The 19138-nt window shown below is 68.9% G+C and carries 17 protein-coding genes; 9 read left to right on the forward strand and 8 right to left on the reverse strand.

Annotated features, from left to right (window positions below; genetic code table 11):
• Positions 1–17: 17 nt before the first annotated feature.
• Together ACM6LU_RS29140 and ACM6LU_RS29145 are read right to left on the reverse strand one after the other, a co-directional pair.
• Entirely contained in the window at positions 18–464 is a 447-nt protein-coding gene (locus ACM6LU_RS29140; RefSeq protein WP_414940986.1) for a hypothetical protein, read from the reverse strand.
• 99 nt (positions 465–563) lie between these two features.
• The gene (locus tag ACM6LU_RS29145) at positions 564–1463 is read right to left on the reverse strand and encodes a LysR family transcriptional regulator (RefSeq protein WP_414940987.1); all 900 of its coding nucleotides are present in this window, start codon (positions 1461–1463) and stop codon (positions 564–566) included.
• Positions 1464–1534: 71 nt separating this feature from the next.
• Between ACM6LU_RS29145 and ACM6LU_RS29150 the strand changes: the two genes are divergently transcribed.
• Positions 1535–2572 (forward strand): SDR family oxidoreductase, encoded by a 1038-nt coding sequence (locus ACM6LU_RS29150; protein ID WP_414940988.1) that lies wholly within the window; start codon positions 1535–1537, stop codon positions 2570–2572.
• 87 nt (positions 2573–2659) lie between these two features.
• Here the strand turns inward: ACM6LU_RS29150 and ACM6LU_RS29155 are convergent, their stop codons facing one another.
• Entirely contained in the window at positions 2660–3400 is a 741-nt protein-coding gene (locus tag ACM6LU_RS29155; protein WP_414940989.1) for an SDR family oxidoreductase, read from the reverse strand.
• A 221-nt stretch (positions 3401–3621) separates the two neighbouring features.
• On the opposite strand from ACM6LU_RS29155, the gene ACM6LU_RS29160 reads away from it, so the two are divergent.
• Both ACM6LU_RS29160 and ACM6LU_RS29165 read left to right on the forward strand, forming a co-directional pair.
• Positions 3622–4029 (forward strand): DUF1508 domain-containing protein, encoded by a 408-nt coding sequence (locus tag ACM6LU_RS29160; RefSeq protein WP_414940990.1) that lies wholly within the window; start codon positions 3622–3624, stop codon positions 4027–4029.
• 156 nt (positions 4030–4185) lie between these two features.
• Positions 4186–5286, forward strand: coding sequence for a substrate-binding domain-containing protein (locus ACM6LU_RS29165; protein WP_414940991.1), 1101 nt, complete (start codon positions 4186–4188; stop codon positions 5284–5286).
• Between the two features lie 70 nt (positions 5287–5356).
• Here the strand turns inward: ACM6LU_RS29165 and ACM6LU_RS29170 are convergent, their stop codons facing one another.
• The 3 genes from ACM6LU_RS29170 to ACM6LU_RS29180 form a co-directional block, all read right to left on the reverse strand.
• Positions 5357–7252 (reverse strand): S8 family peptidase, encoded by a 1896-nt coding sequence (locus tag ACM6LU_RS29170; protein ID WP_414940993.1) that lies wholly within the window; start codon positions 7250–7252, stop codon positions 5357–5359.
• 230 nt (positions 7253–7482) lie between these two features.
• Positions 7483–8397, reverse strand: a complete 915-nt coding sequence (locus ACM6LU_RS29175) for a sortase (protein WP_414940994.1) — start codon at positions 8395–8397, stop codon at positions 7483–7485.
• Positions 8394–10754: a hypothetical protein gene (locus ACM6LU_RS29180; protein ID WP_414940995.1), complete on the reverse strand. Its 2361-nt coding sequence runs from the start codon at positions 10752–10754 to the stop codon at positions 8394–8396. The genes ACM6LU_RS29175 and ACM6LU_RS29180 overlap by 4 nt, the downstream gene beginning before the upstream one ends.
• Positions 10755–10971: 217 nt before the next feature.
• Here ACM6LU_RS29180 and pstC point away from each other — a divergent pair, with 217 nt between their 5' ends.
• From pstC to ACM6LU_RS29210, 6 genes are all read left to right on the forward strand, one after another.
• Entirely contained in the window at positions 10972–11961 is a 990-nt protein-coding gene (gene pstC, locus ACM6LU_RS29185; RefSeq protein ID WP_414940996.1) for a phosphate ABC transporter permease subunit PstC, read from the forward strand.
• Positions 11958–13094 (forward strand): phosphate ABC transporter permease PstA, encoded by a 1137-nt coding sequence (gene pstA, locus ACM6LU_RS29190; RefSeq protein WP_414940997.1) that lies wholly within the window; start codon positions 11958–11960, stop codon positions 13092–13094. Before pstC ends, pstA begins: the two co-directional genes overlap by 4 nt.
• Positions 13095–13135: 41 nt before the next feature.
• Positions 13136–13936, forward strand: a complete 801-nt coding sequence (locus ACM6LU_RS29195; protein ID WP_414941190.1) for a phosphate ABC transporter ATP-binding protein — start codon at positions 13136–13138, stop codon at positions 13934–13936.
• Positions 13933–15471, forward strand: a complete 1539-nt coding sequence (locus ACM6LU_RS29200) for a substrate-binding domain-containing protein (RefSeq protein ID WP_414940998.1) — start codon at positions 13933–13935, stop codon at positions 15469–15471. Before ACM6LU_RS29195 ends, ACM6LU_RS29200 begins: the two co-directional genes overlap by 4 nt.
• A gap of 176 nt (positions 15472–15647) precedes the next feature.
• Positions 15648–16415, forward strand: coding sequence for an oxidoreductase (locus ACM6LU_RS29205; protein WP_414941000.1), 768 nt, complete (start codon positions 15648–15650; stop codon positions 16413–16415).
• 8 nt (positions 16416–16423) lie between these two features.
• A complete protein-coding gene (locus ACM6LU_RS29210) occupies positions 16424–17167 on the forward strand; it encodes an SDR family oxidoreductase (protein ID WP_414941001.1) in 744 nt (247 codons plus the stop codon).
• A 4-nt stretch (positions 17168–17171) separates the two neighbouring features.
• Here the strand turns inward: ACM6LU_RS29210 and ACM6LU_RS29215 are convergent, their stop codons facing one another.
• Together ACM6LU_RS29215 and ACM6LU_RS29220 are read right to left on the reverse strand one after the other, a co-directional pair.
• On the reverse strand, positions 17172–18068 hold the full coding sequence (locus tag ACM6LU_RS29215; RefSeq protein WP_414941002.1) for a LysR family transcriptional regulator: 897 nt from the start codon (positions 18066–18068) through the stop codon (positions 17172–17174).
• 82 nt (positions 18069–18150) lie between these two features.
• A complete protein-coding gene (locus ACM6LU_RS29220) occupies positions 18151–19062 on the reverse strand; it encodes an NADP-dependent oxidoreductase (RefSeq protein ID WP_414941003.1) in 912 nt (303 codons plus the stop codon).
• Positions 19063–19138: the final 76 nt, after the last annotated feature.

The raw sequence follows: 19138 nt of genomic DNA on the forward strand, positions 1-19138 counted from the left end.
GGTTCCGCACGACTTCGCTACATCGTCGTGTAAGTCAGGAAGGCCCGCTCGGAACCGGCGGCCACGAACGCGGTCCGTGCCTTGCCGGTCGCGGGAAGCTCGCAGGAGAGCCACGCCACGCCAGTGGGAAGGAGTGCCTCCAGCGACTCCGGTACAGCCGGGGCACCGGCGTGGCATTCCTTGCCGCTCATCACCTTCGACACGGCTTCGAGACGCAGCTGCACCACAGCGGACAATCGGAGATCGGTCGGACCAGGCGCCTCGATACGGCCTTCGGAGACGCCCACCCTCTCCTCGACCCAGGACGCCTCGACGATCTCGCCGACCTCCGGGAACTCCTCGGCGACCGGCGCCGGATCGGTGTGGACGGCGGCTTTTTCTTCCGGTTCTTCCGGCGGTGCCGGGTCACAGGCCGCGGTCAGCACGACCGCGGCCACGACCAGCGTCTTCCCCACAGTGAGCATGGGGACATCTTCGCTCAGACGGTGAGCTTCGGGAGATAGGCATGACCCTGGTGCCGGTAGGGCGCCCACGAGGCGACGAGGTTCGGAGATGTGGACCTGTCAGCGGGTTCCGTGTGCCGGCCCGAGCGTGCACTTCCCGGCGACGACGTCGATGAACGCCGAGGTCAGCGGGTCGGGCGCGCTCCGGCAGTAGGCGGCCAGTGTGCGCCGGATCGCCGGTTCGGGCCGCAGGACGCGACCGTGGAAGCCTGGGGGCAGCACGTTGGCCGGGACCAGCGCCGGACCGAGACCCGCCGCCGCGAGGACCGGGGCCGCCGCGGTCTGTTCGGTCCGGACCGCGGCCCTCGGCTGGAATCCCGCCGCGGCGCAGGCCTGGTCGACGAGGTCGGCCAGGCCGTTGCCCGGCGCGTAGTGCACCCAAGCGCAGTCGGCGAGGGTCGCGAGGTCGACGACGCCGGTGCCGTCGTCCTCACGCGGTCCGTCGATCGGCAGGACGACGACGAACTCCTCGGTGCCGAGTTCGCGTACCGGCCCTACCCAGCCCGACGGGACCGGGCCGACCGCGACATCGGCCTCCCCCGCCGCCATGGCGTCCCGGAGTTCGTCCGCGTGCCGGAACTCCACCAGCCGGACGTCGACGTCCGGCCGCTCCCTGCGCCACACCCGCAACGCCGAGGGCAGGACACCGAGACCGACCGAGTAGACCGTGGCGATCTGCAGTTCCCCGGCTTGCAGCCCGGACGCCTGCCGGGCCGCGCACCGCGCGCGATCGGCGTCGGCGAGGGTGGCGCGGGCGTGCGGCAGCATGGCGCGTCCCATCGGCGTGAGCCGGACACCGCGCGGCAGGCGTTCGAGCAGCGGGCCGCCGACACCCTTCTCCAGCGCCCGCACCTGATGCGACAGCGCGGGCTGCGTCACGTGCAGCAACTCCGCGGCCCGGGTGAAGGAGCCGGTGTCGACGACGGTCACCAGGTACTCGAGCTGCCGCAAGCTGGTCATAAAGAGAGTTTATCGAGGCGGTGATATCTATGCCTTGGACTTATCCTTCTGGCGAGTCCAGGCTCGATGACATGAACGAAGAACGCAAGGTCGCACTGGTCGCCGGAGCCAACGGGGTCATCGGCAAGAACCTGATCGAGCACCTGGAGACCCAGTCCGGCTGGCGGGTCATCGGCCTGTCGCGGCGCGGCGGCCCCGGCCAGATCGCCGTCGACCTGCTCGACGCGGAAGGCACCCTGGCGAAGCTCGGCGACCTGGACGACGTCACGCACGTGTTCTACGCGGCTTATGTCGACAAGCCGACCTGGGCCGAGTTGGTCCCGCCGAACCTGGCGATGCTGACCAATCTCGTCGACGCGATCGAGCGGGCCGCGCCCGGTCTGCGCCACATCAGCCTCATGCAGGGCTACAAGGTCTACGGCGCCCACCTCGGCCCGTTCAAGACCCCGGCGCGCGAATCCGACGCCGGGCACATGCCGCCCGAGTTCAACGTGGACCAACAGCAATTCCTGGAGCGGCGGCAAGACGGGAAGACCTGGACGTGGTCGGCGATCCGGCCGTCGGTGGTCGGCGGTACCGCGCTGGGCAACCCGATGAACCTCGCGCTGGCCATCGCCGTCTACGCGTCGATCTCGAAGGAACTCGGCCTGCCGCTGCGCTTTCCCGGCAAACCCGGCGCGTACGACAGTCTCTTGGAGATGACCGACGCCGGGCTGCTGGCGAAGGCCACGACCTGGGCGGCGACCGGCTCGACGAACGAGGCGTACAACATCGCGAACGGTGATCTGTTCCGGTGGAGCGAACTCTGGCCTCGGATCGCCGCGTACTTCGGCCTGGAGGTCGCGCCGCCGCTGCCGATGTCGCTGGGCGTCGTCATGGCGGACAAGGAAGAACTCTGGACCGCCATCGCCGCGAAGTACGGGCTGGAGGTGCCGTACGGCGCAGTTTCGTCGTCGTGGGGCTTCGCCGACTTCGTGTTCGGCTGGGACTACGACATGTTCGCGGACGGTTCGAAGGCCCGGAGGGCCGGTTTCCACGAATACGCCGAGACGTCGGCGATGTTCTTCCGGCTGTTCGACGAGTTCCGGAAGGCGAAGGTGATCCCGTGATTTCGAGGGCTGAGCTGAAGGGGACTTTCCCCGCATGCGATGCGATGAAAGCGCCCTTCACCGCGTGAGACGAGGGGAAAGTCCCCTTCAGCCCCGCCCGAGGTACGGCATCGTGGTCGCCGTGATGGTCAGGAACTGGACGTTCGCGTCCAGCGGCAGCCCGGCCATGTACAGCACGGCGTCCGCGACGTGCCGGGCGTCGAAGGTCGGCTCGGTTCTGACGCCGCCATCGGCCTGCGGGACGCCGCCGGCCATCCGCAGCGTCATCTCGGTGGCCGCGTTGCCGATGTCGATCTGTCCACAAGCGACATTCCAGGCCCGGCCGTCGAGGGAGATCGACTTCGTCAGCCCGGTGACCGCGTGTTTCGTCGCGGTGTAGGCGATGCTCGCCGGACGCGGGGCGTGCGCGGAGATCGAACCGTTGTTGACGATCCGGCCGCCGCGCGGTTCCTGCGTCTTCATCAGCCGTACGGCCTGCTGCGCGCACAGGAACATTCCGGTCAGGTTGGTGTCGACGACGCGTTTCCAGTCCGCGAAGGACAGTTCGTCGACCGTCCCGCCCACCGACACGCCCGCGTTGTTCACCAGGAGATCCAGCCGTCCCCACTCCGCGCGCACCGCCTCGAACAACGCGGCGACGGAATCGGGATCGGCGACATCGGTGGGCACGGGAAGCGCTCCCGCGTCCCCATCGGCGGTCTCGGCCAGCGCGTCCGCGCGGCGGCCCGCGAGCGCGACCCGGTAGCCCGCGCCGAGTAGCGCGCGGGAGATCTCCCGGCCGAGTCCGGAGCCCGCCCCGGTGACGACCGCGGTCTTGCCGTTGCCCATCGATCCTCCTCGCAGACCGTACCGGACCGATCCGGCTCGGTGCTTGTTTTCCGATTACCCGCGTCCGTTCAGGCTAGCGGGCGCCCGCCGGGATAAAACGTTCACCCGGCGGCCGTCGCGCCTTCATGAAAAACGGTAACCCCTTCACCGCGTCGGGGCGATTTTACAGACGTGCCCAGGGGGAATTCACACCGTTCACATCGTCGCCGGAGCGGTGAACGGTGAGGAAGAATCCACGCTTTCAGCTGGTCCAGACCGGCGAAGAGACCATCCGATGGCGTCTGCTCGGCGGCAACAACGTGTCGTTGGGCTCGGCCCCCGCCGACTATCCGCGGGCCGAGGAATGCCTTGTCGCGATCACCTGGCTCAGCACGCACATAGTCGAGCTGACCAGCGATTTCAGTCATCTCAGCGGAGGTCGCTGGCGCTGGCGCCTGCATACGGACAACCGGATCGTGGCGATCGCCAGCCACGCGTACGGGCGACGTATCGAGGCGCAGCGCGGGCTCGACCGTTTCCGGTCCGCCACCGCCGAGGCGGCGATCGGTGAAGGGATCGAGACCATAGCCGATTGGCGCCGGAAATACCGCCGCAATTCCGCCGGAAATTCACCGAATCGTTTTCCGTGACGGCCCATCACGGAAAGTGCGTTCCCTGGAGATTAACCACCAAGACGTCGGGCGGGAACGCGAAGCACCGTCGCAGGACAGTGTTACGGAGCGAGGATTGCGGCAAGTCACGGAATCCCGTGACGACTTGGGGACTAGAGAAAGAGTGCAAACAAGATGCGTGCTCGTACCACTCGGTTTCTCGGCGCCACCGCGATCGCCGCGTGTGCCTGCCTCACCCTGACCGGCACCGCCTCGGCGGTCGCCCCGGCCAACGGCCTCGAAGAGGTCATCGCCGCGGCAGGCTCGGACACCACCACCGACATCACCGGCGCGATCCTCGCCGACGCCAACACCGCGGCGTCCAAGGCGGCCTGGAACACCGACCCCGACAACTACGTCAACGTGCCGCCGCTGCTTTCCGGCACCCAGACGTTCACCGTTCCGGCCGACCCGTTCGCCGACCAGGTCGTCTACAGCACGAGCAACCCGGCCCCGAACGGTTCCTCGCAGGGCAAGGCCGCGCTGAAGGCCTCGGCCGAGGCGCTCAACGGCAAGATCGACATCGCGCGGTCGTCCTCGGCGCGTAGCTCGTCCGACCCGTCGACCTTCGAGTTCTACGCGTTCGCCACCGACGGTGTCACCTGGGCCTCCTCGGCCACCGGTTCGGGTGCGGGCCTGTCATTGACGCTGGCGCAGCTGCGCGGCATCTACAGCGGTTCCATCACCAACTGGAACCAGGTCGGTGGCGCCAATGCCGCCATCGTCGTCTACCTCCCGCAGACCGGTTCCGGCACGCTGAGCTTCTTCACCGGCACCGTCCTCGGCTTCGACCCGACCACCAAGCCGGTCACCATCAAGCGTTTCCAGGAGCACGACGGCAACTCCATCGCCGCCGCCGACCGCTCCCGGGCGATCGCGCCGTTCTCCATCGCGCAGTGGATCGCGCAGGGCAACGCGGTGACCCCGGACAAGCGTGCGGGCTTCACCGTCAACCCGCTGACCGGCGCCGGTTTCAACGGCTCCCCGGTCGCCGGTTCCGCCGGCAACTACACCCCGGCGTTCACCACGGCGTTCCTGGGCTCGCGCAGCGTTTTCAACGTGGTCGACAGCCGCACCCCGAGCTACGACCAGGCCAAGCGCGCCGTCGGTTTCGACAACGGCGACTCGGCCTCGACCGCCAGCCGCCTGTGCGGTGGCGCGTACGCCGCCAAGATCAAGCAGTACGGCTTCCTGACCGTCTCGGGCCCGAACGGCCTGTCCTGCGTCAAGTCCTGACTGTGCTGAAATGACAACGAGAACGGCCCGGCGTGCTCTCACACACCGGGCCGTTCTTCTCGCTGTCGTGCTAATTCTTCGGGGCGACGCCCAGCGCGTCGAGCGCCGGACCGGTCATGATCACGCCGGCACCGGTCACCGGGTCGAAGCCCGGGGCACCGAGGTCGATCGCGGACGACGTCAGCGCCGTCCGGATCTGCGCCGGGGTGGCGGTCGGCTTGCCCTGCAGCAGCAGCGCCGCGATGGCCGCGGCACCCGGCGCGGCGGCGGAGGTCCCGAAGAACGGCTGGAAGCCGCTCACCGAGGTCGCCACCCCGTCGGCCGCGGTGATGTCCGGCTTGTTCCGCGTCGCACCACCGGTCGAGGACACGTTGCCGGGGGTGATCACCGAACCGTCCGGGTGGTAGAACTGGTGGCGCAGACCGTCCGAAGTGAACCGCTCCCCTTTGCTGGCGCCGGTGAACAGGCCGGGGAACGGGCCGGTCGGGTTCGCCGGGTCACCGGTCTCGAGCGCGCGGCCGAAGGCACCGGCGGCCGGGGCAGCCGCGACACTGAAGGCGTTGACCGCGGCCGAGTGACCGGAAGTGACGCCGTTCGTGCTGAAGGCTTTCAGCGAACCCGAGGCGACGAAGCGGCCACGGATCACGTTGAGCGCGATGAACCGGTCGGCGCCGCTGTACTTGACCACGGCGACCTTGAAGCCCGAGCCGGTGGCCGGGACCTGGGCGATCTCGTACGGGTTCTGCGTGCCGTTCTGCGAGCCCTCGCTGGAGGCGACGACCGAACCGGACGAGTTCAGGACGAACAGGTCGTAGTCGCTGGTGGCCTTGCCCCACGGGTCGGACCAGAACAGGGTGACGTAACGGCCGAGCGAGCCGGGCGAAAGCGCGTTGTAGAGCTGGGTCGTGCCGCTCGGGTCGAAGTCGTGCGGCGTACCGGTGATCCCGGAGATTTTGGTGCTGGAGCCGCGGAAGTCGCCTTCGTAGTAGCCGCTGGTGCCGTCGGTGAGGTTGCCCGAGTTCCCCGCTGAGGAGAAGTAGAGCGCGCCCGCGGCGGTCACGTCGTTGACGGCCTTCGCGACCGGGCCGTCCTGGAACGGCGACTCGTCGAAGTAGGAGACGTCGTCGACGATGATCGTGCATTTGCCGGTGGTGCGCAGCGCGCGGATGTTGTCGGCGAAGCTCTGCTCGCTGGTGAACGCGGTCGCGAAACCGAGCGCGGCGCCGGGCGCCATGTCGTGGATGATCTCCAGCATCGCGGTGCCCTCGTCTCCGCTGCCCGCCTGGCCGGGGAGGACGTCGACGGCCGGGAGCTCACCGGCGGTCTGGGACGCCTGGAGCGACTTGATGCCGTCCGAGAGCACGCAGACCTTCTGGCCCGCGCCGGTCACGCCGTACTTGGTGCGGGCGGTGTCGGAGCCGTGTGCCTTGTCGCCCTCGGCGACCTGCGGCGCGGCGGCCGCGTTGGCGGCGGGGGCCTGACGGCGGTCCTGCGGCGCGGACTCGTTCCAGGTCATCGCCTGGGAAGCGGCCTTGACCTCGGCGACGTCGCCGCGGCCGGCGATCGTGTCGACGGCGTTCAGCGGGAGGTCGGCCCGGACAGCGCCGGCGGGCGAGGCGTAGCGCACGGTGCCGCCGGCCGCCTTGACAGCGTTCACGAGCGACTGGCCGGTGCCCTTGATGTCCACCGCGACGGTGCCGGCGTTGCTCACGCCCAGCCCGGTCCGGTACTCGGGAAGTTTGCCGGCCAGGCCCTTGTCCGCGCGAAGGCGCTTTTCGATGACGAGCTGGCTCGACTGCTTCCGCTCAGCCGGGGTGAGGCTCCGCTTGATGCTCTGCAGTGCGGTGATCCCGGCCTGGGTGCGGGCCTCCTCCGACGGCTGGGCACCGGAAACCGCGGTCGACAGCAGCAACGCACCGACCGCGACCGGAACCGAGCATGTGACCACTCGGCTGAATCTGCTCATCGAACTCTCCCTGTGTTCAGCAATCCAGTCGCGCTCCGGCTCAAAGCACGCTGATGGCGTGACACTCCGTCAGAAGAATTCCTCCGGTTCCCCGAATGAGTTACCCCTGACCGGGTGTAATGGGGAGAATCTAAAGAGCTGTCAGTGAGGAGTCCACCGACCAAAGTCGGGAACGGGTGAAGATCCACATCCTGGGAACGAGTCCGGCCCGAAAAGACCGAAATCCCGGATCAAGCCCAGGCCGGAAACAGTCGCCAAAGCGCCAAGGCCGCGAGCGCGCCCAGCGTGAGCAGGACTGGTCCGGTGATGACATAGGTCGAAACCGGACGCCAACGGCGATAAAGGAAAGTCGCCCCGGCCGCCGCCGCCACGAATCCGCCGAAGGCCAGCACCAGCCCGGCCCACGCGTCGCCGTCACCGGTCCGGCCGTCCCGCGCGTCCGCCCTGCCGTTCTGCGGGGTCGGCTTGAACGGCCTCCCCTCCAGGACGGCGGTCACCACGGTCGCCTCTTCCGAGGCCAGTGGCCACCACGACGCCGACGTCACCAGCGTCAGCCGGTCGTTTTCGGTCTTGCCGTAGTCGGCCCCCTCGTCGAGGGGTCGAGTGGCCGTGTCCGTCACCAGGTAGACGGACTTGCCCTGCGTCGTCGCGACGACGATCTCGTCACCCTTCTCCAGGGTGTCGAGCGAACCGAACGGGCCGCCGAAACCGGCGTTGCGACCGGCGATCACGGCGTTGCCCGGCTGCCCCAGCCCGGCCGTCCCCGGCACGTGGCCGGGACCGGAAGCGGTCTCGCCGCTCGACGCGCCCTCGATGACGACCTGCTGCACCTTCAGGACAGGAATCTCCATGACCGCGACCGGCTTGCCGAACTCGACCGGTTTGGCGGGCGGGGCGGCACCGAACAGGCTCTGGCTGGCGCCCAGCGCCACATCCATCTCGCCGCGGATCCCGGTCAGCGCCTTCCGCTGGTCACTCGACTGCAGCATCGGGCCGAGCGCGTAGACGACCAAGGCCAGTGCCACCAGGGTGGTGACCAGCCAGGCGAAGACGACCGCGCCGATCCAGCCGGGACCGAACCGCAGGAAGTGCTCCTCCTCGACGTCTTCCGGCGCCGTCTGCCGGTCTTTTACGGAAGTGCTCACGCGACGCCGCCGGACCGCTTGCCCCGCAAGAGGCCGAACAGCATGGCGAACGCGGCGCCGATCTCGGCCAGCGCCCTGGTCAGCCACGTCGGCACCGGTCGCCCGGCCGCGAGGTACGCCGTCGCGGACGGGAGCGTCGCCAGGATCACCAAGGCCACCAAGGGAATGAGGGCACCCAGCGCCCCAGCCCCCGCGAACTTCGGGATGTCGATGGAGTCGGCGAGATTCTTCGCCGCGGCGACGCTTTCCGGAGTCGGCGCGGCGGCGGGAACGGGTCCGGTGGCGGCCGCGGCCGGCGTCTCGGCGGTCGAACCGGGACCACCGGAGGGATTGTTCGGCAAGAAGTTGACAGCCGGCGTCGCGCCGGTGGCTCCCGGCTGTGGCGGGTTCTTCGCCTCTTCCTTCTCCTGGCAGGCCTTTTCGGCCGTACCGGTGCCGATCTTGGCGACGCGCGCGGCGGCGGTGGCGGCCAGACCCGGGCTCAACCGGGCCAGACCGGGAGGAAGAAGCGCCTGCCCGTAACCGGCCGCGAGGTTGACGAACGACTTCAACTGGTCCTGCTTCTCCGTCATCGGCTTGCAGGTCGCGTCGATCAGCGGATTGACCGGGGCGGCCAAATATTCGACGAAGGTGAGCGGGTACGCGCCGTCCTTGGTCACGGTGCCGACCTCGGCCGTTCCGTCGGGGCCGATCTTCATCGTGTCGGCCGCCAGCTGAAGGCTCTGCTCGGTCGGCGCGACGAAGTTCCCCTTGCCGTCAGGGAGCGCCACCGGTGTCCAGCGGTTGACGGTCGCCGTGGCGAGATCGGTGATCACCCAGTTCACACAGCCGCCGTCGCAATCGCTTCCCCGCCCGGCGACGGCGTTGTCCACGGTCTTGCGCACCGACAGTTGACCCGTCTTCGCATCGACGTTGTGCACCTGCGACTTGCCGGGATCGAGCGCGCTCAGATCGGCGATCACACCGGGGGACTTCCCGTCCAGGTCACCGAAGTAGTCCGAGCCCAGCACCGGGAAGACCCAGGCCTCCGGCGCGGTCCCGGCGAGGACCTTGCTCAGGGCGAACGGGATCGTCCCCGGTCCCGACTCCCCGGTCACCCCGAAGAAGTCGGCGCTTCCGTTGTAACCGGACCGGCGGTTCGCCGCGACCACCCCGGCGGGCTGGCCATCCTTGATGGCCGAAAGCCCGGCATTGCGGTCGACCAGCGGGGCACCGTTCTTGAAGATGCCGCCCCGACCGGCGGCGTCGGGGTTCTGGCCGCCCTTGGTGAACATGTTCGCCAGTTCGTCGTTGGTGAACGACGTCGTGCTGGTGAGCTTCGAACCGAGAGGGTTTCCGTCGTCATCGACATCGGTCGGAGACCAGCCGACCGCGGCGATCACCGCCGCGTTGACCCCGACCGGGACGTACTCCCTCGACCGGACGGTCTGGGCGGCCAGCGCGTTCCCGCTTCCGGTGATCATGAGATCGGAAGCACCCTTGTCGAACGCGGTCAGCCCGGTGTCTTCGGTCTCACTCACGATGTTGGCGGGCTGGTCGGCCTGGGTGGGAGCGCACAACGCCTGGTTCCAGGCGACCGCGGCCCGCCCGAGCCGCTCCGGCATGCTGGCGTTGAGCGTATGCCTGCCGATCCCCTTGCAGCCCTTGACTCCGATACCCGGCAGGTACGGGGTGAACTTGATCGAGTCGTCGACCCAGGTCACCGGCTTGCCCGTGGCGTCCTGCGCGGTGATCTGGATCGTGACGCTGCAGGGATTGTTCTCGTCACAGGTGAAGGAGAACTGCCTCCTGGTCTTCGCGCCGGTCGCCGGATCGACGACCGCGGGGTTGTCCGCCCACGGGACCTTGGGGAACCTGTCCCCGGGATTCACCGCTTTTTCGTAGGTGGTGTAGAGCGGATCCCAGGACACGGGATGCGGTCGCAAGGTACCGCGCGGGATCGTGGTGTCGAAAACGATGTCGCCGGTCGTGCTGCTCCGCACCCTTTCCATCGACTGCATACCCGCGTTCTTGCCGGCGAATTCGTCACCGAATTCGTCTTGGCAATAAGCCTGCACCCTGGTGAGAAGTGTGCTGTCTTTCGGCCACGGCGGCACGAAGGCCCTTTTCACCAGGTTGTCCGGCACATCCTTCGGGCAGATGACGAGTTTCGCCCTCGCTCCCTTGGGCAAACCGGAAAGGGTGATCCGCACCGGGTCGCCGTTCTGGACAGCCGAGAGATCGGCGGGTTCGGTTTTGAGTCGGTACGGCGGGTCGGCGGGCGCCTGTGCCTGCGCGGCGGGAACCGACACACCCGCGACCGCCAGTATCCCGCAGATCAGCACGATACCGACGCGTCTTGCGCGGACCAGGAACACGGACGACTCCCCAAGTTTCACGAGACCCAAAGTCCCCGAGCCACCCGTCGGGGGTCAACCGGCTCGGACCGTCCGCCGCACTGATTCACAAACGCCCCGTCGGGCGTTCTCCGCGTGGACACCTTTCCCGGACGCGGGCACCACATACTGGCCGCATCGAGGGGCGACGTGGTGTGCCCTGAACTCCTTTACCTGCCAACACGAAGGAAGGCCGCTCGTGACCATCGCGCCACCCCGGCCCGATCCGTCCCCACCGGGAGCACCGGTGCGGCGCGTGCTCACCGAAGTCCTCTCACGGGCGGACCGTGTGTTCCGCCGGGTAACCACCGGCGCCGGGCTGACCATGCTGGCGATTCTCGTGGTCATCGGCTTCTTCCTCGTCTACCGGTCCGGGTCCGCCTTCGACACCAGTGGTTTCGGGTTCTTCACCACGATCCGGTTCGACCCGGCCTCGGGCGTCCTCGGCGTGCTCGGCGTGCTCTACGGGACCATCGTGGTCGCACTGATCGCGGTCCTGATCGCGGTACCGCTGAGCATCCTGGCCGCGCTGTTCATCACCGAGTACTCCAGTGGGAGGATCCGCGGGTTCCTGACCGGACTGGTCGACCTGCTCGCCGCGATCCCGAGTCTGCTGTACGGCCTGTGGGGCTTCGCCTTCCTCGGACCGCAGATCGTGCCGATCTCGCTGTGGCTCACCGAAAACCTCGGCTGGTTCCCGCTGTTCTCGGCCAAGGAGAACGCGCTTTACATCCAGTCGATGTTCATCGCGGGCCTGGTGGTCTCGCTGATGGTGCTCCCGATCACGACGTCGGTGATCCGGGAGGTGTTCGCGCAGACGCCACCCGGTGAGAAGGAGGCGGCGCTCGCACTGGGAAGTACACGCTGGGGAATGGTCAAAACGGTGATGTTGCCCTTCGGCCGGGGTGGCATCATCGGTGGTTCGATGCTCGGACTCGGTCGCGCGCTCGGCGAAACGATCGCCGTTTCCCTGCTGCTGCCGCAGGTTCCGGAAATCACGAAGCACGTCCTGCAATTCGGCGGCGCGACGATCTCCGGGTTCATCGCCAACAACTCCGGTGCGTCCGGGCTCGCGCTGTCCGGCCTGATGGCCGCGGGCCTGGTGCTGTTCGTCTTCACCCTGGCGACGAACTTCACCGCGTCGGTGATCATCTCCAGGAGCCGCTCGGGCGCGGGGGTGGACGCATGAGGGCGACAGTGACTCCCCCGGTCACCCCGGCGCCGCGCAAGCTCGTCAGACGCCGTCCGTCGGAAACCACCAGGCAGGACCGTCTCGCCGCGCTCGGCTGCGCCGTGTCGGCCACGCTGCTCACCTGGTTCGTCATGCACCTGCTGCTGGATTCCCCCGGCTGGCTGGCCGACCTGATCGTCGCGTACCTGCTCTACCTGGCGATGCTCTATCTGGTGACCCGCGACCGGCTGGACAGGCTCGCCGCGTCGGACCGGCTCGTGTCCACCGTCGTCGTCACCGGCGCGCTCGTCCTGCTCGCCCCGCTGCTGTCGCTGCTGATCTACATCGTCGTCGAAGGCGCGCCCTACCTGCGCTGGAGTTTCTTCACCCACGACATGTCCACGGTCGCGCCGACCGATCCGGTGACCGACACCGGCGGCCTGCACGCGATCGTGGGAACCCTGCAGCAGACCGCGCTGACGCTGGTCCTCGTCGTCCCGCTGGGCGTGCTCACCGCCGTCTTCCTGAACGAAACCCGATCCAGGTTCCGCCGTCCGGTCCGGATCATGGTCGACGCGATGAGCGGGCTGCCATCCATTGTGGCCGGTCTGTTCGTCTACGCGGCCCTCATCATCCCCGGCATCCAGGCCGGCGTGGGTCTGTTCAGCTACAACGGCTTGATGGCCACGCTGGCCTTGACGATGGTGATGCTGCCGACCGTGACCCGCACGGTGGACGTGGTGCTCCGCCTCGTCCCGGACGGCCTGCGCGAGGCTTCCTTGGCGCTCGGCGCGAGCCGGGCGCGCACGGTCTGGTCCGTGGTACTGCCTACCGCGCGGACCGGGGTGACGACCGCCGTGATCCTCGGGATCGCCCGGGTGGCAGGCGAGACCGCGCCGCTGCTGTTCACCTCGTTCGGCACGCTCGGGATGAACGCCAACCCGTTCTCCGATCCGCAGGAGAGCATCCCGCTGTTCATCTACCGGTTCATCAAGCAACCGCTGGAGAACGTCCAGCAGCGCGGTTACGTCGGCGCGCTCGTGCTGATCCTGCTCATCTTCGGCCTGTTCGCGATCGCCAGGGTGGTGGGCCGCGACCGGTCGATGCGCAAGGCGAAAAGAATTACCGTCAAGACACAGGAGAACCGGTGACCGACACTGAAGTGTCCTACGTGGACAGTCCGGCGCGCCCGCTGGTCGAGCTGACCGGCGGGCCGCCGCCCGGCGCGGCGGAACTCGAGTCGCGTGAAATCGGCGCCTGGTTCGGTGACCGCCTGGTCCTCGAAGGGGTGTCGCTGCGGATGCCCGCCCGGGAGGTGACCGCGCTGATCGGTCCGTCCGGCTGCGGCAAGTCGACCTTCCTGCGCATCCTCAACCGCATGCACGAACTCGTGCCGTCGGCGTCGCTGACCGGTGAGGTCCTGTTGGACGGCAAGGACATCTACGCCGACGGAACGCGCCCGCAGCAGGTCCGGCTGCGGATCGGCATGGTGTTCCAGAAGCCGAACCCGTTCCCGGCGATGTCCATTCGCGACAACGTGCTGGCCGGGCTGAAACTCGCCGGCGTCAAATGCGGGGACAAGGACGCGCTGGTCGAGCAGAGCCTCGAACGGGCCGGGTTGTGGCGCGAGGTTCGTGACCGGCTGAGTTCGCCCGGCGGCGCGCTGTCCGGCGGTCAGCAGCAGCGGCTCTGCATCGCGCGATCGCTGGCCGTGCAGCCGAACGTGCTGCTGATGGACGAGCCGTGCTCCGCGCTCGACCCGACGTCGACCCGGCGGATCGAGCAGACCATCGCCGAGATCGGGCATGAGGTGACGGTCGTGATCGTCACGCACAACATGCAGCAGGCCCAACGGGTTTCGGACCACTGCGCGTTCTTCCTCGCGGCCGAGAACGAACCCGGCCGGGTGATCGAGCACGGCCCGACGGACACCATCTTCAACGCGCCGTCGGACGAACGCACCCACGACTACGTGAACGGGCGATTCGGATGATCCGCAGGCTGGCCGCGCTGGGCGGGGTCACGGTGTTGCTGTCGCTGGTGATCACTCCCGGCGCCGCGGCGCTCACCAGGATCACCGGCTCCGGGTCCAGCTACGTCGGTCCGGCGATGAACGACTGGCAGAACGGTGCGACGTCGCGCGGTATCCCGGTCAACTACTCGGCCAACAACTCACCCGCCGGGGTCAACCAGTTCGGCGACCGGACAGTCGACTTCGCCGGAACCGAGGCCGAGGTCTCCTCGCTCATCGCGGCGGGCGGTGGCGGGTTGTCCGCGCAAACCCGCGGCTACCAGTACGTACCAGATGTCGCCGGTGCGATCGCCCTGATGTACAACGTCAACGATCTCGGCGGCAAGCGCGTCGACTACCTGCACCTCAGCCGGGAGGTGATCGGCCGGATCTTCAGCCGGGACGTCACCCGCTGGAGCGACCCGGCCATCACCGCGACCAACGGCGGGAAGGCCTTGCCGGATCAGCCCATCACCCTGGTCGGCCGGACCGGCCAATCGGGAACGACGGCGTTGTTCTACGACTTCATCGCCCACGCCGCCCCCGACGCCTACCAGCGATTCGTTTCCCGCAACGTCGGCAACGGCATGGGCAACCTGCCCGACGGCGTGCGCCCCATCCAGCTTCCCGGGCAAGGACCGGACGCCGAGTGGTACCGGCTGCTCGCGGACTCGGACCAGATCGCCAAGGCGATCGACCAAGCGACCATCCCGTTCTCGATCGCCTACGACGAATTCGCCTACGCGCAGCTGTACAAGGTGCCGACGGCGTGGGTGCAGAACGGGGCCGGCCAGTACACGCAACCCTATGCGGAGAACATCGCGGCCGCACTGAAGCACGCGGAACTCCGCCAGGACCTGAGCCAGAAACTGGACAAGGTCTACTCGAACACCGATCCGAAGTCGTACCCCATCTCGGCGTACTCGTACGTGATGATGCCGTGCACCAGCGGCCGTGACACCTGCCGCGGCGGCTACGGCGACCAGGGCAAGACCGACACGATCACCGCGTTCCTCGAACACGTCGCCTGCGACGGCCAGGTCAACATGGCCCGGATCGGCTATTCGCCGCTGCCGCCGAACCTGTCGCAGGAGATCATGAACGCCAACGCGCGGCTCACCGGGCGACCGGCGAAACAGCTGAACCCGGGCAACTGCGGGAACCCGACCTTCCACGGCAGCCTCGGTGACGGCGCCGCCAGCCCGCCCGACCCGCTGGTGGCCGCCGGGATCATCAACCCGGACGGCAAACCCAAGACGGGCCCTGGCGCGGCCGCGGGTCCGTCGGCAGCCCCGAGCGCGGGCCCGGCCAGCGGCGACAAGACCGCGACGACGGCGGCCGGTCCGGACGAGGAGTCCGCGGGCGGCGGTTCGAAGAACTGGAGAGAGGCCTCTCCGGCGGCTTACGACGACGGCGGTTTCGGCGGTTTCGGGGGCTGGGCGGCGCTGGTCCTGTTGGTGGCGATCGTGGCGCCTTTGGTGGTGCGCGGGGTGATCCGGAAGGCGCGCGGATCGTAAGTGGTAAAGACGGTTAGCCTCGCGACTGCCCAGTGGAGCCGTGAGTCCCGCCACAACCGCCGCCATAGGAATCCCCTATGGGGGCCACTGACATTTCGTCTTTGCCTTTCGTTCTTCCCCGGACATACGCTTTTTCCATCGAGCGGACAATTCTTGGGATCGAAAGGAACACTGGTATGACCACGCCCGAAAACGGAACACGGGAACTCGCCGGAAAGCGGGCCCTGGTCACGGGTGGCTCCCGCGGGATCGGGGCGGCCATCGTGCGCCAGCTCCTCGACGCGGGCGCCGAGGTGCTCACGTCCGCCAGGTCGGCGACGGACACGGTGCCGGAGGGGGCTTCCTTCGTGGCGGCCGACGTACGGACGAAGGCCGGAGCGGAGGCGCTCGCCGAGGCCGCCCGGGAGGTGCTCGGCGGGGTGGACGTCCTGGTCCACAACGCGGGCGGGGCACGACCGCACCAGGGCAGCTCGGCCATCCCCGACGAGGAGTGGCAGGACGCGCTGGATCTGAACTATCTGGCGTCGGTGCGGTTGGACTCCTTGCTGGTGCCGGGAATGCGGGACCGGCGTTCGGGGGCGATCGTGCACGTCTCCTCGGCCGCGGTCCTCACCCCGGTCGGGCCGTTCCTGCACTACACCGCGGCGAAGGCGGCACTGGAGAACTACAGCCGGGGACTGGCGCTGGAGCTGGCTCCGTTCGGGATCCGGGTCAACACCGTGTCCCCCGGCCGGACGGCCACTCCCGGTGGCGAAGCGACGCGGGAGCAGTGGGCGGGCATGGGCGGGACGCCGGACCAGAGCGACATCCCCGCCGTGCCCTTGGGGCGCGACGGCCTGCCCGGCGACATCGCCGACACGGTGTCGTTCCTCGTGTCCGAGCGGGCGAGCTGGCTGACCGCGAGCACGATCATCGTCGACGGTGGCGAATTCCCCCGGGGCTGAGGCGAATCATGAACGAATACAGCGGAAAGAACGCGGTGATCACCGGCGGCGGCAGCGGAATGGGTTTCGCCGTGGCGAAACTGCTGATCGACCGCGGCGCTCGGGTGGTGATCACCGGTCGTTCCCAGACAACGCTCGACCAAGCTCGCGAAAGGCTCGGCGAGAACGCGGTAGCGGTCCGAGGCGATGTGGCGTCACTCTTCGACCTGGACGCGCTGGCCGACCGCGTGAAGGGCGAACTCGGCACGGTCGAGGCCTTGTTCGTCAACGCGGGGATCGCCCGCGCGATGCCCTTCGAGTCGATGACCGAGGAGGTGTACGACGAGCTGTTCGCGGTCAACGTCAAGGGTGCCTACTTCACCGTGCAGAAGCTCGCCCCGCTGCTGAGCACGGGCGCCGGTGTCGTCCTCACGACGTCGGTCGCGAACGCCATCGGCATGCCGGAGACCAGTGCTTACGCGGCGGGTAAGGCGGCGATGCGGTCGATGGCGCGCACCCTCGGCACCGAACTGCTGCCGCGCGGGATCCGGGTCAACGCGGTCAGTCCCGGCCCCATCGACACGGGAATCGTGCTGGAGGGGATGCCCGAGGAGGAGTTCGAGCGGTTCAAGGCGGGCCTGGTCGCGGACAACCCCATGCGGCGTTTCGGCACCCCCGGCGAGATCGCCAGGGCGGCCGCGTTCCTCGCCTTCGACGCCACCTACAGCACCGGCGTCGAGCTCGTCGTGGACGGCGGCGCCACGCAGCTCTGAGCGATCAGGAAACCCTTGAGAGGGAACCGGATTCGTGCCAGATCTCCTGACAAAGGAGTTCGAGCAGGGCGGTCTCCGCCGGGCCCGCGCCGGGCCGGAGCACGGCGATCACGGGCTGGGACACGGCCGGGAACACCGGGCGCACGAGGTGTTCCTGGTCGTGAGGCACGGCGGAGGCCGGGACCAGGGTCACCCCAAGCCCGTGGGCGGCCCAGCGCGCGGCCGTCGCCGTCTGGGACACGCGGGCGGCCGTGGTCAGGGCGGGCCCGCCGTCCGGCAGGACGGACAGCAGCACGTTGTCGAGCGCGCTGTCGCGGTCGAACCGCACCCACGGCTCGCCCGCCAGCTCGCGCAGCTCGACCCGGTCCGCGGTGAGCAGCCGGTGCCCGGCGCCCAGCACCACGACGAACTCTTCGTGGCCGAGGTGGTGGGCGTCTTCGGGGCTCTGCTCGCACGCCGCCATCAGGGCGAGGTCCAGGACGCCCTTGCGCGACAGCCGCTCCATTTCGGCGGCGCTCGGCTCCTCGAAGAGGGTGACCTCCAGCCTCGGGAAGCGGCGGCGCAGCGCACTCAGCGCACCCGGCAGCTGCCGGGTGCCGAAGCCCATCTGCACCGTGACCACCAGCTCGCCCACCAGGTCTTCGGCACCGGCCCGCGCGGTCGCCCGCGCCCGCCGCGACGCCCTCACCGCGACCTCGGCCTCACGCAGGAACGCGCGGCCGACCACGGTGGGCACCAGTCCGGTCGGGGTGCGGGCGAACAGTTTCACGCCGAGTTCCCGTTCCAGGCCGCGGATCTGCTGGGACACCGACGGCTGGGCGACGTGCAGCCGCTCGGCGGCCGCCGTCACCGAACCCTCTTCGGCGACGGCCAGGGCGTACTCGTACTGGCGAAGACTCATCGGGTTCCCTCCCTGCCATCGTTGTCATCGTAGACAAAAGGCGCGGCGGCTTCCTCCCGCGCCGCCGCGCCCTGCCTCACCCCTACGGGAACGTCAGCACGATCTTCCCCCGGCCGTGCCCCGTCTCGATCTCCCGATGCGCCGCGGCGGCCTCGCCGAACGGATACGTCCGCCGCACCAAGAACCGCAGCTCCCCCTTGGCGTACAACGACGCCAGCATCCCCAGCCGTTCGGCCGACCGCGTCCCCGTGACCACTCGCGCCCCGGCCTCGGGCGCACGGGCGTGATCGACCAGGGTGAGCACGCGGTCCGGGTTCCCGACCAGCTCCAGCGAGAGGTCGAACGCGACCCCGCCCGCCCCGTCCAGCGCCGCGTCGACACCGGACGGCGCGAGAGCACGCACCCGCTCGGCGAGGCCATCGCCGTAGACCAGCGGTTCGGCGCCGAGCGAACGGACGTAGTCCTGGTTCGCCTCACTCGCCGTCCCGATCACCCGCGCACCGCGCAGCACGGCGAGCTGGACGGCGGCCGTGCCCACCGCGCCGGCCGCACCGTGGATCAGCAGTGTCTCGCCGTGGGCGATCCGCAGGGCGTCCAACGCCAGGTACGCCGTCTGCGTCCCCGCGGTGAAGCCGCCCGCGACCTCCCACGGCATCTCCGGCGGCTTCGGCGTGACGTTCTCCGCGGGCACCACGACGTACTCGGCGTAAGCCCGCACAGCGGTGAAACCGAGCACCTCGGTCCCCGCGACGAGGCCGGTAACCCCGGAACCGGCCTCGTCGACGACCCCGGCGAATTCGTTCCCCGGGACACGCGGCCAACGCAGCTCGAGCCCGGCGGGTTCCCAGCCCGCCCGCACGGCCGCGTCGTACGGCTGCACTCCCGCCGCCTTCACCCGCACCCGGACCTCCCCCGCCCCGGCGTGCGGCTCCTCCAGCTCCAGTACCCGAAGTACCTCCGGGCCACCGGCTTCCGTGAACGCGGCCGCTTTCATCTTGTCCCTCCACTTCGTTCCCCAGCTGTCGGGACCCAGCCTGATACCTCTGGCTAACTGGAGGTCAAGAGTTGTC

This window comes from Amycolatopsis sp. cmx-11-51, assembly GCF_047608665.1.
Taxonomy (GTDB): Bacteria; Actinomycetota; Actinomycetes; order Mycobacteriales; family Pseudonocardiaceae; genus Amycolatopsis.

Excerpts from the sequence above, each read along its gene's own strand:
- ACM6LU_RS29170 (WP_414940993.1), bottom strand. The coding sequence starts at position 7,252 with ATGAGCAGATTCAGCCGAGTGGTCACATGCTCGGTTCCGGTCGCGGTC.
- ACM6LU_RS29200 (WP_414940998.1), top strand. The coding sequence starts at position 13,933 with ATGATCCGCAGGCTGGCCGCGCTGGGCGGGGTCACGGTGTTGCTGTCG.
- ACM6LU_RS29220 (WP_414941003.1), bottom strand. The coding sequence starts at position 19,062 with ATGAAAGCGGCCGCGTTCACGGAAGCCGGTGGCCCGGAGGTACTTCGG.
- pstA (WP_414940997.1), top strand. The coding sequence starts at position 11,958 with ATGAGGGCGACAGTGACTCCCCCGGTCACCCCGGCGCCGCGCAAGCTC.
- ACM6LU_RS29140 (WP_414940986.1), bottom strand. The coding sequence starts at position 464 with ATGCTCACTGTGGGGAAGACGCTGGTCGTGGCCGCGGTCGTGCTGACC.
- ACM6LU_RS29145 (WP_414940987.1), bottom strand. The coding sequence starts at position 1,463 with ATGACCAGCTTGCGGCAGCTCGAGTACCTGGTGACCGTCGTCGACACC.
- ACM6LU_RS29155 (WP_414940989.1), bottom strand. The coding sequence starts at position 3,400 with ATGGGCAACGGCAAGACCGCGGTCGTCACCGGGGCGGGCTCCGGACTC.
- ACM6LU_RS29210 (WP_414941001.1), top strand. The coding sequence starts at position 16,424 with ATGAACGAATACAGCGGAAAGAACGCGGTGATCACCGGCGGCGGCAGC.
- ACM6LU_RS29165 (WP_414940991.1), top strand. The coding sequence starts at position 4,186 with ATGCGTGCTCGTACCACTCGGTTTCTCGGCGCCACCGCGATCGCCGCG.
- ACM6LU_RS29150 (WP_414940988.1), top strand. The coding sequence starts at position 1,535 with ATGAACGAAGAACGCAAGGTCGCACTGGTCGCCGGAGCCAACGGGGTC.
- ACM6LU_RS29205 (WP_414941000.1), top strand. The coding sequence starts at position 15,648 with ATGACCACGCCCGAAAACGGAACACGGGAACTCGCCGGAAAGCGGGCC.
- ACM6LU_RS29215 (WP_414941002.1), bottom strand. The coding sequence starts at position 18,068 with ATGAGTCTTCGCCAGTACGAGTACGCCCTGGCCGTCGCCGAAGAGGGT.